Raw genomic sequence first — 13,208 nt, forward strand, 5'->3', positions numbered from 1 at the left:
ATATGACTAACCACTAACGACGTATAGTGTTCAATTCACAAACTTGTAATTATAAAATTGCTGAATACGTTCGTCTGGATCACTAAATACCTCATCGAACGGACCAACTCGCTCAAATTTTCCGTCCAACAACATAGCCACACGGTCGCCAGTGGTTTTTGCACAGGTAAGGTCGTGGGTGATGATGATGGAGGTAGCGCCTAAGCGTTCACGTACATCGTTGATCAGATTGTTGATCTCAATACTCGTGATGGGGTCCAGACCAGCCGTTGGCTCATCATAAAGCATGATTTCGGGTTTCAGAATTAGCGTTCGGGCAATCCCGATCCGTTTCCGTTGGCCACCTGATAACTCTGACGGCATCTGGTTAATGGTCTGCGATAAGCCCACGTCAGCCAACGCCTTTTCCACTGCCTCATTGATTTCTGCCCGGCTCAAATTCCGGACATTTCGTACCAGTGGAAATTCCAGGTTTTCCCGGATACTCATACTGTCATACAAGGCGCTGCTTTGAAAGGAAAACCCGACTTTCTGCCGAAAGGCATCGAGGTCTTTATCTCGAAGCGTTTCAACATCCTGGCCCAGTACGATCACTTTACCCGCATCGGGCTTGAGTAAGCCAACCATAATTTTAATCAGGACAGACTTTCCCGTTCCGGATCGACCCAGTACTGCTACGTTTTCGCCCCGCTTTACCTCTAAATCAATACCCCGTAAGACATGCAAATCGCCAAATGACTTACGAAGGCCATGAATAGAGATGACCGAATCGGGTTGGGTATTCGCTTTTGCCTTACTCATACAGTAACAGATCGTTACACATTTTTTTAAATACAGGAATCTGTGTTTTAGCCTCTCTACCGAAACGCAGAAACAATTTGAAGTGAGAGCAATTCTTCGATGAAAACCAGAAACATGGCCGTTACAACCGACGAGTTGGCTGCCTTACCCACGCCTTCGGTGCCTTTCGATGAATGATAGCCTTTGTAACAACCAACCATGCCAATTGTAAAACCAAATACAGTTGATTTAAGCACAGAGGCAAAAATGTCTACGTACGATATAGCACCAAAAACTTCCTGGATAAATGAAATAAAACTAGTTTGTTCATTCAGATTGACATTGATGTAAGCGCCCATTAGCGCCACAAAAATAGTGTACATCGTTAAAATGGGAATCGTAATCGAGGTAGCGAGAACGCGGCTAACAACTAGAAACTTGAATGGATTGGTGCCGGACACCTCCATCGCGTCAATCTGTTCTGTTACATTCATAGACCCTAGCTCAGCACCAATACTCGACCCTACTTTTCCGGCTGCAATCAGCGCCGTAACGAGAGGCCCTAATGCCCGCACGATAGCAATGGCAATTAATCTGGGGAGCCAGGAGGTAGCGCCAAATTCAGACAGCGAAGGCCGCGACTGATTGGTGAATACAATACCTGTGATGAAGCCTGTAGTAGAAATCAGCAACAGAGATCGGTAACCAACCTCGTAACATTGTTGAACAATCTCTCTGAATTCATAGGGTGGCAAGACGACTTCCCGAAAGAAGCGGCCAACAAAAGCCGAAACATCGGCCAGATTAATAAAGAATTTATCGAACCCCCGAGATAGTACGGCGCGGCCCGATGACGAATTTGTCGATTTTGGATTATCAGACTGCATTCAAACGCTGGATGGAGAAAGAGCCGACAAGATACGCACCTAGTGGCTGTATCTTACATAACTGATTTAGAAAGCTGTAGTTTTAATTAAAAAAAAAACTTGGCTAAACTTTCCAACGTGTTGAGTTTAGCCAAGTTAGGTTTTCTGCAAATTTTCCTCAAAAAACGACGCTAGGCCGCCTGAAGAGACTCAGTATGCCGCCAAAAATGAAAGGCTGTTTGCTGAGCAGGAGCTGGTGATAGAAACGACGAATAATCATTTGGGCGCGACATTACTTCCTTATAAAGCAGGACCCGATAGAGATAATATCGGGTTTCGCGGGGTAAACTCATTCGATAATAGTCGCGGTGATCATGCCGTTTTAGCTGATTCTTAAGTAAACCCGGTCCAGCATTATACGCAGCTGCTACCAATGACCATGAACCCAATTGATTGTATAGCGCCCGTAAATACCGACAGGCCGCATCCGTGGCTTTTTGAACGTTGAATCGTTCGTCGATTCGTTTACCTACTTTCAGGCCAAGGTCGCGGGCTGTGCCGGGCATAAGCTGCCAGTAGCCAGCCGCGCCTGCTCTTGAAACCGCTTTTGGCCGCAGCGCACTCTCAGCCAGGGGAACATATCGGAAATCGTCTGGGATGCCGTATTTCTCAAGAATGGGATTAATAATCGGAAAGAACACATTGGCCCGTTGACGGAGATCGCCAAGGTCGCTGGCATGTGGGCGAAATAAGGTAAAAACGTGTTTCCAGCGGTCAACAACATCGGTTTGATCGAGCGGTAAACATTCACCACAAAAATCGACATCGAGTAGGGGTAAATCAGGTGCTTCACTGGTGAGTGGCCTTAGTAACGACATCGAACTTGACCGATTGTGGCTGGATGCCGTTGCATCTGATTTCGTGACAATGCTGCTTTTAGCAAGATTTAGGAGCGAAGCAGGGCCAAAATGTAGAGGGATAAACTTTGCGGCAATAGCGACAGCCGGACGTAACGCGGCTATCAAGACTGAAAATCCAATACGCTTAAACAAAACACTATTCAGGATGGTACTGTGTTTATAACGACCGTCATTTAATATTAGTGCGTTGATAATCAATGCGATATTTGAATTTTGGTTTCTTGAGAAAGGCTATTTCAACCTGTTTGATTTCGAACCGGTTGAGGGTCAACGCTTTCTTTGTAAAAAACTCGTGACGTATAAAGTAGCACCGTTTCGTTAAATTTTTTGTAATAAAGCAGGCTTGTCAGACGAATGAAAAATGCTGACTGGCAGATTGTTGAGTCGGAAAAGTCAGGAGATCAGCACGAACAAACTTGTGAAAGGGGGCTAGGCTCTCTAACTTCGGGAAGTTTTTTAGTACTTATGATTGATATCGGACGAATAAATACCCTTACAGCCTTACGCGAAACCAGCGTTGGGTTCTTTTTGGGAGACCTGTCGGACAGACGAACGCAGGATTTTAATAATGACATCTTGCTGCCTAATAAATATGTGCCTGATACGCTGGCCGTTGACGACGATATCGACGTGTTCGTTTATACCGACTCGGAAGATCGGCCCATTGCCACTACATTAACCCCGGCTATACAACGCGACGAATTTGCCGCCCTGCAAGTCGTTGCCGTTACTAGTGCTGGAGCTTTCTTGGACTGGGGGTTAGAAAAAGATTTGCTGGTGCCCCACCGCGAACAGGCGCGCCCTATGGAAAAAGGCCAGTGGTACGTCGTGTTTATGTATCTCGACCGACGCACTAATCGATTAGTTGCATCCAGCAAGGTAGCCCGCTTTTTAGATCCCGACGTAAGCGATTTGCAAGTTGGCGATGAGGTACAGTTACTTGCCTACGAAACCACCGATTTGGGCGTAAACGTCATTATCAATAATCGCTACAAAGGGTTGGTGTATGCCAACGAGATTTTCAGAACGGTCCGGCCCGGCGACCCGCTGATTGGCTATATCAAAACCATTCGCGACGATAGTCTGGTCGATGTGAGCCTGCAAAAAACGGGCTTTGACAATGTTGAACCGAATGCCAAGCGTATTCTTGCTACCCTGAAAGCCGAAAATGGCTTCCTGCCGTTGAATGATAACAGCTCACCCGAGGCTATTTACAAAGCACTGGAAATGAGTAAGAAGACATTCAAAAAGGCAATCGGAACTCTCTACCGGGAACGGAAAATTGTGTTGGAGGAAAGCGGTATCCGATTGGTATAATTTTTCGAGCAGATGAAACCCACAATTAGTATAGAATACTGCCCAAAATGCGGCTGGCTATTGCGGTCGGCCTGGATGGCGCAGGAGTTGCTTACGACGTTTACAGACAATATTCATGGCGTGCTGTTACATCCGTCCGAATTTAGTGGACGTTTTTCGATTCGCAGTAATGAGCAGGTTATTTTTGATCGGAAGGTGGAAGGGCGCTTTCCGGAGATCAAGGAGCTAAAGCAACTTGTGCGGGATGTTGTAAATCCTGAAAAAGACCTGGGGCACTCAGAGCGGAAATGATACTCTGATGGCTTACTAAGCAACATTAGACTAGAAGCGAACTACTACTTTATTCCTTTAGGCTTCTTTTGAACCAAGGGGTGGATTTCCTCCTGTTTTTTTCTATTTTTCGGGAAACAATCCACCATCATCTTTCCTTGTTTTCTATACTACACCTGTGACCTTACGAATAAAGTATTTCCTGCAGTTACTAGTCCTTTTTGGCCTTTTGACGCCAGCATTAGCTGTCCTGGCTACCCCACGAGTCGATATTGCACCTGCACCTACCTGGAGACTGCCTGTAAAGGCAGGCGGGCGTGTTCCGCTCCCAAAAGAGTTTACGGAGGGCTATTATGTGGCTTTAGTTGATTTGCAGACACATGTTGAATTGCAGGCACATTATTCGCATTTGATCCGGGAAATAAAAACGACGGAAGGGGTTCAGAATGGGTCGCAGATCAGTGTCTATTTTAATCCAGCATTCGAGCGTTTGGCTTTCCATAACGTGACGCTGTATCGGGGAGGAAAGCCAATTAGTAAATTAAAAGCAGGAGCATTCAAAATTGCTCCTATTGAAGCTGAACGAGATCGATTTATCTACAACGATTCGTATATAGCCACGTTGCTGCTCGACGATGTCCGGCCTGGTGACCGAATTGATTATGATTATACCATCACAGGGACGAATCCTGTATTTGGAGGACGGTTCGCCAATGATTTTTATTTTAGTTCAGCGGATTTACTCCCTCATCGGCATCAGGTTCTTCTGGTAAGTCCTGGCAGAAAATTGACTTTGCGAAGTCTGAATAATCCACCGAAACCGCAAATTTCTTCTCAGAATGGCCTGAAACTATATGAATGGGATGCCTACAACCTAAAGTCACCATTGAAAGAGCCTTATGAGCCCGAATGGAACGATCGAGAAGCACACGTTCAGGTCAGTGAGTATGGAAGCTGGCAGGATGTTGTTAATTGGGCATTACCGATGTATACAGTGCAGCCTGCGTCAGCGCCATTACTAACACTAATTTCTGAATGGAAAAAACAGGCGAAAGGCAATGCATTGGCATACGCACAATTGGCCACTGCATTTGTCCAGAATGACGTTCGGTACATGGGTATAGAAATTGGCGAGTATTCGCACCGCCCCCATAATCCGGCACAAGTAATTAATCAACGTTATGGTGATTGTAAGGATAAGTCGTTGCTTTTATGCACGTTGCTTCAGGCAAATCAGACTGATGCCTATCCCGCTCTGACCAGCACGTATGCAGGTCCACAAATGAATCAGTCATTGCCTGGTCCAACCGTATTTAACCATGCTATTGTCTGGATGCAGGTTTCGGGCATAACCTATTGGATCGATCCAACGATTTCACATCAGGGAAATGCCGATGGCATGTTCAGGGTGCCGTCCTACGGTGCTGCTCTTGTTCTGAAACCAGGTGAAACGGCTCTAAGGCCTGTGATTTCCTCAAAACGTGGCACGATTGACGTTACCGAAACCTTTATTATCCCTCCGCCCCGAACACCTGAAGCACTCAGTAAACTTCGGGTAGTGTCTATTTATTCTGCCAATCATGCCGACAATATGCGGGCGCAACTGGCAGCGGCTAGTCTGTCAACACTTGAGAAATCGTACCTTGATTTTTACCAGGGGAATTATAAACGACATCAGGTTGAATTGCTCGATAGTCTGCGGATAGAAGATGACCTTAGGTCTAATACCCTAATGAGTTATGAAGGTTATTCCTTAGCGAATACTTGGGAAATGGACAGCACATCAGGTGTAGCGACATTTGGAGTGTTTGGCCGAACGTTTTATAATAATCTTCATCAGCTGACAGCTGAAAAACGCCATCAACCGCTGGCGCTACCATTTCCATTTGAAATGGATTATACCATTCAACTGGAACTGCCAGAAGCCTGGAGTGCAGTAGATGACCAATGGGCTATTAAGCGTGATGGCTATGAATTGTCATTTGATCGGTTTTATGACCCCGCAGATAGTACATTGAGGCTACATTATCACTACAAAACTCTGGCCGAACACCTGCCAGCTGAAACTGTAGACACCTATCGGGCCGATGTGAAAAAGATTACAGATGAGCTAGAGTACCAACTTTCCTACAATGGTAAATTAGATGGGCAGGGAGGGCATATTCATCCAGGGAGCGTAATATTTTTTCTGCTGGCATTGCTTGGGTTTGCTTATATGGGGTGGCGTTGGTATCAATATTCTCCGTTACCTACTTCAGATTCAAATACTTCCAGATCAATTGGTGGGTGGCTATTGCTAATGGCATTTAGCGTATTGCTTAGCCCATTTGTCCTTGCCTATCAATTCATTACAACGCCAGCTTATTGGAATGCCAGTACATGGGCTACACTGAAAGACGCTGAGACACTAAAAACAGCCTTGTTGCACATAAGTGTTTATCTTGAGGGAGTATTAAATCTGGGCTTGTTTTGTTTCTCCGTGTTGTGTGCTATTCTCTTTGTTCAGAAACGTAGCACCTTCCCACTTTTGTATAGTGTATTTCTGGCAAGTCGTATAGTTGTTCTTATAGTTGATACGGTGGTGTTTGGAGAAGTTTTTGATATCAAAATCGATGACCATGAATATGGAGAGCTTGGTCGGTCCATAATCATCCTGGCTATTTGGATTCCCTATTTAAACAAGTCGACGAGGGTACGTCAAACCTTTGTTATTCCCTATCTGAATCGTCTGATAGATAATGATTATGGGGAGCTTCATTATACTGGAACCGAAGCATCAATTGCAAATTCAGAAGAAACGGATGCTATAGATCCTAAAACTTCTATGGAGTAATAAATACTGAAAGAAAGCTTTACTAGCGATAGATTGATTGTCAGGAATTCTTTTTTGATTAGCCCCGACGGAATTTACGAGTTATTGCAAACTGATTAACAAAAATGCCATTACGCTCCCGAGACTGGTTTGGCCGCACCGGAAAAGACGGCTTTATTTATCGTGCCTGGATGAAAAACCAGGGGTTTCCGCACCATGAATTTGAAGGAAAACCGGTTATCGGTATCTGTAATACGTGGTCGGAACTGACTCCCTGTAATGCGCACTTTCGCGAATTGGCCGAAGCCATTAAGCGGGGTGTTTGGGAAGCGGGTGGATTTCCACTTGAATTTCCGGTGATGTCGCTAGGGGAGTGCCAGATTAAGCCTACAGCGATGCTGTTCCGTAACCTGGCCAGCATGGATGTAGAAGAAAGCATTCGGGGCAATTCAATTGATGGGGTTATCCTGATGTGCGGTTGCGACAAAACGACGCCCTCGCTCGTGATGGGTGCCTGTAGTGTCGATATTCCAACGATGGTCGTATCGGGTGGGCCGATGCTGGCGGGTCGATTCCAGGGGCGGAAAATTGGTACAAGCGACCTTTGGCGCTTTGCCGAAGCCTTCAAAATGGGCGAAATGACCCAGGCTGAGTTCGTTGCCGCTGAGGCTAGTATGGCTCGTTCGCAAGGACATTGTGCCGTAATGGGAACTGCTTCAACCATGGCGGCTATGGTGGAATCACTGGGGTTAGCGTTGCCCGATAATGCAACTATTCCAGCTGCCGATTCGCGCCGGAAAGTGCTGGCACATATGACAGGTGCCCGCATGGTTGAATTGGTGAAAGAAGGCGTCAAGCCATCGCAGATTCTGACTCGGCAAGCGTTCGAAAATGCCATTATGATTAATGCCGCTCTCGGCGGCTCCACCAATTTTATCCTGCACCTGACGGCTATTGCCGGACGGGTTGGTGTCGATTTATCGCTGGACGATTTCGATACGTTATCCGCAAAAATTCCTTTACTGGCCAATTTGCAGCCATCAGGAGAGCATTTTGTAGAAGATTTATTCTATGCTGGTGGTCTACCCGCCGTTATCCGTGAACTGCGTCAATACCTGAACAACGATGCTATAACGGTGAATGGGCATACGATTGGCGAAAACTGCGCCGAAGCGCAATGCTATGATCCAGCCGTTATTGCTTCGGTTGAGCAGCCCTTCAAGCCTGAATCTGGGGTGGCTGTTTTGCGGGGCAATCTCTGTCTGAATGGGGCCGTAATCAAACCCTCCGCAGCCTCTCCGGCGTTGATGCAGCATACAGGCCGGGCTGTTGTTTTCGAGGATATCGATGATTATAAAGCGCGTATCGACGACCCTGAACTGGATGTTGATCCTACTTGCGTACTGGTTCTGAAAAACGTTGGTCCCAAAGGCTATCCGGGTATGCCCGAAGTCGGAAATATGCAGCTGCCCGCTAAAATTCTGGCGCAGGGAGTACATGACATGGTCCGGATTTCGGACGGCCGCATGAGTGGTACCGGTTTCGGAACAGTAGTGCTGCACGTATCGCCCGAATCAGCGGTTGGTGGCAACCTCGCTTTAGTGCAAAATGGCGATTTGATTACACTGGATGTACACAATCGAAATCTCCATCTGCACGTTTCAGATGAAGAACTAGCGGCTCGATTGGTTCATTTTAAACCGCTTGACCTCGGCTACACTCGTGGTTATGTGAATATGTATATTCGGCACGTTACCCAGGCCCACCAGGGAGCTGATTTCGATTTCCTTCAAGGTGGCTCTGGAAGCGAAGTAAAGCGAGATTCGCATTGATACGTTGTTCAGTGCTCGGTTATCAGATTGATCTATGAAGCTATCAGCACGTCTGTTTGGTTGTTTGTTGTTTTTCGTTGTGGCAAAGGCAGCAGGACAGGTTAGTGCTCTGAAAGGAACATGGATAAATCCTGAGATGCAGGCTATGATCATCAACGATACAAGCAGCAGTTCGAACAATAACGTCTTATCGACAAAAAAACTGTCGAGTTCATTTCAACTTCAGCTTTATGGCGATACACTAAGCTTTCAAAACCGCTATACGTCATCGGCAACCAATTTTAAAAAACTCTATACAGACCGTTATGATTTTAAAATTGTCCGATTTGAACAGCATACGCTCGAAGTAAAACCCGTTTCTAAATTCTCGTCTGACTTCTTTGGCAGTGACGAGTCGATTTTGTTTAAACGACAGGAATACACGGCTGATACCACTATTCGGTTTGAGAAGCTTGTATTTTCTTCGGGCCTTTGTCATGGGTCGTGTCCTAAATATGAGTACGAATTGACTAATAAAAAGGTTTTTCGACTCCATATTATTACGGCTTTTGCGAACCATAGTTTTATCCGAGATTCGACGGCACAAGGTTATTTCATTGGGGAGGTCCCGGATAGTTTGTATCGAAAGGTGATCGATGCCTTACAAACCTGCTACCTGCGGCAATTAACTGTGGAGCCTGCCCTATGTTGTGATGCCCCATTGAAAAAACTATCGATACAGTTCAATGGGCAGAAAAAAACAGTTGAGACTATGTTTCCTCCGGTCGTTATGACCAAACTTTTGGCCGTTTTAAGTCAGGTTTATGAAGAAGCTCCTCGAAAACGTACGGACAGACCGTTTGATTTGGAACCGGAGAATCATAAATGAGCTAATGATGCGGATAAAACTATTGTATCGTTCGGATTCGATGAAAATCCTACAAGTTGCAACAAAAAGGAAGCACTAGTTAGCGGCCTATTAATAAGCTCTATGACTCAAATATTTATCAATAAAACGGCCCTGATTACAGGAGCTGGCATTGGCATTGGATTCGCCATAGCAAAAGCCTTAGTTCAACAGGGAGCCAATGTACTACTCAATGATTATGATGAGGAGGCAGCGCAAAAAGCGGTTGAAACGATTCGAGCAGAAAGTACAGCAGCTTCCGGCCAATGTGAAGCCTACCCTGGCGATGCATCGAATGTAATCTTTATTCAACAGATGGTCGAAAAGGCCGTTAGTCTGTTTGGATCGGTCGATCTGGCGATTGCCAACGCGGGTATAACGATCTTTGGTGATATTTTTACGACTACGCCCGAAGCCTTTCAAAAAATTGTCGATCTAAATCTAAGAGGGAGCTTCTTCCTGGCGCAGACTGCAGCTAAACAAATGCGAGAGCAGGGTAAAGGCGGCAGCGTTCTGTTTATGTCGTCGGTAGTTGGGCATCAGGCGCACCCCGGTTTACCTGTGTACAGCATGACAAAAGCGGGTTTGGAAATGCTGGCCAAACAACTCGTTATCGATTTTTCGCCCCTGGGTATTACAGTCAATGCGGTAGCACCGGGCGCTACCTTGACTGAGCGTACACTTGATGATCCGACCTACGTACCCATCTGGTCGCGTATTACGCCGATGGGTCGCCCAGGAACCGTAGATGATATTACGAATGCCGCTTTATTTCTGTTGGCACCGGCATCGCGGCACATCACCGGACAAAGTCTGGTTGTCGATGGCGGCTGGACGAGTGTGAGCCCACCACCGGTTGAGTAATGAATAATGTTTAATGTAAAATGAATAATGGATAACATTTTATGCGCTATCCATTATTCATTTTACATTAAACATTATTTCCTTCCCAGTGTAATCAGAATAACACCGATTAGGGCAATAACAGCGCCGACGAATGACTGGCTTGAGAAGATTTCACCGGCAAAGGTTGTTCCCAACAACATAGCCACAACGGGGTTTACGAACGCATACGTCGACAGCAATTGGGGAGATGCGTTACGAGCGAGCCAGGAGTACGAGGAGAACCCAATAATACTCCCAAAAATCACCAGATAAATCATGGACCCAATCGCTTTGGATGGGGCGTCGAAGATGCTGAAAAGCGAAACCGGTTCTACCGCTAAGCTAAAAGGGAGTAAAACAAGTCCGCCAACAATCATCTGAATACCGCTTGAGATCGTGGGCGATGGCAGTGAAAGTCGGGGAGTGAGGAGTGTGCCAATGGCCCATACAAAGTTTCCGGCAGCTACCAGACCCACCCCAATTAATTTGGAATCAAGGTCACCCGTGCCTTGTAATTTATCGGGTTTGACCAGCAGATAAATACCGATTAACCCCACAACCAGCCCCGCCAGAGCCAGATTACTAGGCCGTTTCTTCCCGAATGAAACCCAGTTGAGGGTAAGCAAATAAACGGGTAGTAAGCCACCTAATAAGGCCGCCATACCACTCGGAATGTATTGTAATCCTGTTGATAGACAACCGTTTGAAATAGCGAGTAAGAGAATACCGATGATGCCTGCTGATTTCCATTCGGTTCGTGTAGGAGCGGGGGTGCCCGTCAGCCGTGCATAGCCATACAGAAGCGCTCCCGCAACTAGGTAACGTATGGATACCATGTACAGGGGAGGCATCTGTTCGGTCATGAAATGAATGAACAGATAGGTTGATCCCCATAAAATATAGACCGAGATTAAATTCCCCCACAGAACAAAGCGGGTTGGTGAATTGGTAACAGGAGACGAAACAGCTTGCATAGAAATACGTACTTACTACGCTTTCTTAACACCAAAAGATTGGATTTTTCTCCGTTGCCAGGCTATTATTTCGCTCTTTCTAAGATAGATTATGAAAAATCTAATCAGAATATTATTTGGTTAATACTTTACTTCTGTGTTGTTGGCTTCTAACTGTTTAATCTGAGAAGCATACGGACTGCTCATGGCTTCTCGGCCCCACAGTGGATTGCTACTCATGTATACATGCTTGAGGTTCTTTAACGACAATAAAACTGTCGGAAAATCCTGGAGATTGTTATTGTTCAACGAGAGTTCTTCCAGTCCAGATAAAGCGCCCAATACGCTTGGCGCAGTAATTAACTCATTGTATCCCAGGTCTAGAACGTGTAAGCGCTGTAGCCGCTTCAATTTCGTGGGTAACTGGTTGAGGTGGTTATGATGGGCATACAAGACTTGTAGCCGACGCAATTTTGCAAAAGACACAGGTATCTCTTTCAGGTTGTTATGAGCGATGGCTAACTGCTCAAGCCGTTTCATTCGCCCAAGCTGGCGCGGTAATTCGGTGAACTTGTTGTAGTATAAATCCAGCACTTTTACATGTTTCAGCCGGCCTATGGTTTTGGGGATTTGGGTCAGACCGACGTTATAGAGATTTAAATCATTCAGTTGGCGAAGTGAATGCAAAGGCTTTAGGTTTAAATCAACCAGATCATTGTTACCCAGCCACAAACTCTCGAGTCGGCGATTTTGGCTAATCGAGGCTGGTATGCCGGTCAACGAATTGCGTTGAAGATTGATCGATTTTACAACCTTGTTTCGGGTGAAAAACAGACTGTCTTCCGTTAGTCGATTCGATAGCAGGTTAAGTCGTTGTAACTTAGGAAGTGCTGTTACTTTGGCGGGTAGGGACGTTAAGTAGTTTCCTCCCAGATGAATTTCTTCAACATTGGTGAAGCGGTAAATGACGTCCGGTACTTGTTCGAGTTCTAAGCCACCAAATGAAATGGTCTTTACAGTATCGGGGCGTGTCGTTTGATTTGCCGAAGCCAGATCACCAATAACCCCGCGACCTTTGGGTAGTTTTCGGGAGGACGGGCCTGTAATAATTAGTACGCCACCTAGTCGAAATGGCGACCAAACGTACCTTGACGAGACCGGGAGAGCATGTTGGTTAAGGTACTCAGTTAGCAACGTGATTAGCGTTTGTTCTTTCTCTTTTGGAAGTCGTGTCGTAGGTCTCGAAAATTGCGAATATTGGTAAAGCAACCAATCCGCATGGCCATCGGCTCGAAAAAAGACTTCGGTGTTCCAGATGATGGAGCTATCGGGGCGGAAGTTTCTTTTTTTTAGGAAACGTCTGAAGTCACCCCAGTAATCTTCTAGCAATTTCTGGAAGACAAGATCACGAAGCGTAGCCCGCTCTCGGAGAGAAACCGCCTGAGGGTACTCTTTACTAAGCGTTTTGTAAGCTACCGAGCTATCACTCATAGGCCGAACGTTGACCTGAGCTTTTCCAGATACCGTTATCAACCCAAATAATACGAGTAACAAATACTTTTTCATAGTGAAACGTAAAATTTAGGTGAATAACGATATTTATAGTTGATATGCCAAAAAAGAACCGGGATTTATTTGATTTTACTGATTGACTGTGATTTCTTTTTTTCGGCTTTGCCGAAGAGAA

General features: G+C 45.8%; 11 protein-coding genes. 6 read left to right on the forward strand and 5 right to left on the reverse strand.

The features are described from left to right. Positions 1-30 precede the first annotated feature (30 nt). The 3 genes from H3H32_RS09895 to H3H32_RS09905 all read right to left on the reverse strand — a co-directional run bounded on the left by H3H32_RS09895 (position 31) and on the right by H3H32_RS09905 (position 2,671). Positions 31-801: an ABC transporter ATP-binding protein gene (locus tag H3H32_RS09895; RefSeq protein ID WP_182462516.1), complete on the reverse strand. Its 771-nt coding sequence runs from the start codon at positions 799-801 to the stop codon at positions 31-33. Between the two features lie 56 nt (positions 802-857). Further along, the gene (locus tag H3H32_RS09900) at positions 858-1,667 is read right to left on the reverse strand and encodes an MlaE family ABC transporter permease (protein ID WP_182462517.1); all 810 of its coding nucleotides are present in this window, start codon (positions 1,665-1,667) and stop codon (positions 858-860) included. Positions 1,668-1,837: 170 nt separating this feature from the next. After that, positions 1,838-2,671, reverse strand: coding sequence for a lytic transglycosylase domain-containing protein (locus H3H32_RS09905; protein WP_309547151.1), 834 nt, complete (start codon positions 2,669-2,671; stop codon positions 1,838-1,840). Positions 2,672-3,031: 360 nt separating this feature from the next. Between H3H32_RS09905 and H3H32_RS09910 the strand changes: the two genes are divergently transcribed. The 6 genes from H3H32_RS09910 to H3H32_RS09935 all read left to right on the forward strand — a co-directional run bounded on the left by H3H32_RS09910 (position 3,032) and on the right by H3H32_RS09935 (position 10,547). After that, a complete protein-coding gene (locus H3H32_RS09910) occupies positions 3,032-3,883 on the forward strand; it encodes a CvfB family protein (protein WP_182464301.1) in 852 nt (283 codons plus the stop codon). 12 nt (positions 3,884-3,895) lie between these two features. Further along, positions 3,896-4,174, forward strand: coding sequence for an Rdx family protein (locus H3H32_RS09915; RefSeq protein ID WP_182462518.1), 279 nt, complete (start codon positions 3,896-3,898; stop codon positions 4,172-4,174). Positions 4,175-4,331: 157 nt separating this feature from the next. Then, a complete protein-coding gene (locus H3H32_RS09920) occupies positions 4,332-6,986 on the forward strand; it encodes a DUF3857 domain-containing protein (RefSeq protein WP_182462519.1) in 2,655 nt (884 codons plus the stop codon). A 104-nt stretch (positions 6,987-7,090) separates the two neighbouring features. Then, positions 7,091-8,797 carry an IlvD/Edd family dehydratase gene (locus tag H3H32_RS09925; RefSeq protein ID WP_182462520.1) on the forward strand — a complete coding sequence of 569 codons (1,707 nt, stop codon included), beginning with the start codon at positions 7,091-7,093 and terminating at the stop codon, positions 8,795-8,797. A 34-nt stretch (positions 8,798-8,831) separates the two neighbouring features. Further along, complete coding sequence (locus tag H3H32_RS09930) at positions 8,832-9,665, forward strand: hypothetical protein (RefSeq protein ID WP_182462521.1); 834 nt, start codon at positions 8,832-8,834, stop codon at positions 9,663-9,665. Positions 9,666-9,767: 102 nt separating this feature from the next. Beyond that, positions 9,768-10,547: an SDR family NAD(P)-dependent oxidoreductase gene (locus H3H32_RS09935; RefSeq protein WP_182462522.1), complete on the forward strand. Its 780-nt coding sequence runs from the start codon at positions 9,768-9,770 to the stop codon at positions 10,545-10,547. A gap of 74 nt (positions 10,548-10,621) precedes the next feature. On the opposite strand, the gene H3H32_RS09940 is transcribed toward H3H32_RS09935, so the two are convergent. Both H3H32_RS09940 and H3H32_RS09945 read right to left on the reverse strand, forming a co-directional pair. Continuing rightward, positions 10,622-11,542, reverse strand: coding sequence for an EamA family transporter (locus H3H32_RS09940; RefSeq protein ID WP_182462523.1), 921 nt, complete (start codon positions 11,540-11,542; stop codon positions 10,622-10,624). A gap of 120 nt (positions 11,543-11,662) precedes the next feature. Then, positions 11,663-13,087: a leucine-rich repeat domain-containing protein gene (locus H3H32_RS09945; RefSeq protein WP_182462524.1), complete on the reverse strand. Its 1,425-nt coding sequence runs from the start codon at positions 13,085-13,087 to the stop codon at positions 11,663-11,665. Positions 13,088-13,208: the final 121 nt, after the last annotated feature.

The organism is Spirosoma foliorum, assembly GCF_014117325.1.
GTDB lineage: Bacteria > Bacteroidota > Bacteroidia > Cytophagales > Spirosomataceae > Spirosoma > Spirosoma foliorum.

Bases quoted from the DNA above. Each gene is read 5' to 3' on its own strand.
- H3H32_RS09910 (WP_182464301.1), top strand. From the start codon at position 3,032: ATGATTGATATCGGACGAATAAATACCCTTACAGCCTTACGCGAAACC.
- H3H32_RS09925 (WP_182462520.1), top strand. From the start codon at position 7,091: ATGCCATTACGCTCCCGAGACTGGTTTGGCCGCACCGGAAAAGACGGC.
- H3H32_RS09935 (WP_182462522.1), top strand. From the start codon at position 9,768: ATGACTCAAATATTTATCAATAAAACGGCCCTGATTACAGGAGCTGGC.
- H3H32_RS09945 (WP_182462524.1), bottom strand. From the start codon at position 13,087: ATGAAAAAGTATTTGTTACTCGTATTATTTGGGTTGATAACGGTATCT.
- H3H32_RS09915 (WP_182462518.1), top strand. From the start codon at position 3,896: ATGAAACCCACAATTAGTATAGAATACTGCCCAAAATGCGGCTGGCTA.
- H3H32_RS09930 (WP_182462521.1), top strand. From the start codon at position 8,832: ATGAAGCTATCAGCACGTCTGTTTGGTTGTTTGTTGTTTTTCGTTGTG.
- H3H32_RS09900 (WP_182462517.1), bottom strand. From the start codon at position 1,667: ATGCAGTCTGATAATCCAAAATCGACAAATTCGTCATCGGGCCGCGCC.
- H3H32_RS09940 (WP_182462523.1), bottom strand. From the start codon at position 11,542: ATGCAAGCTGTTTCGTCTCCTGTTACCAATTCACCAACCCGCTTTGTT.
- H3H32_RS09895 (WP_182462516.1), bottom strand. From the start codon at position 801: ATGAGTAAGGCAAAAGCGAATACCCAACCCGATTCGGTCATCTCTATT.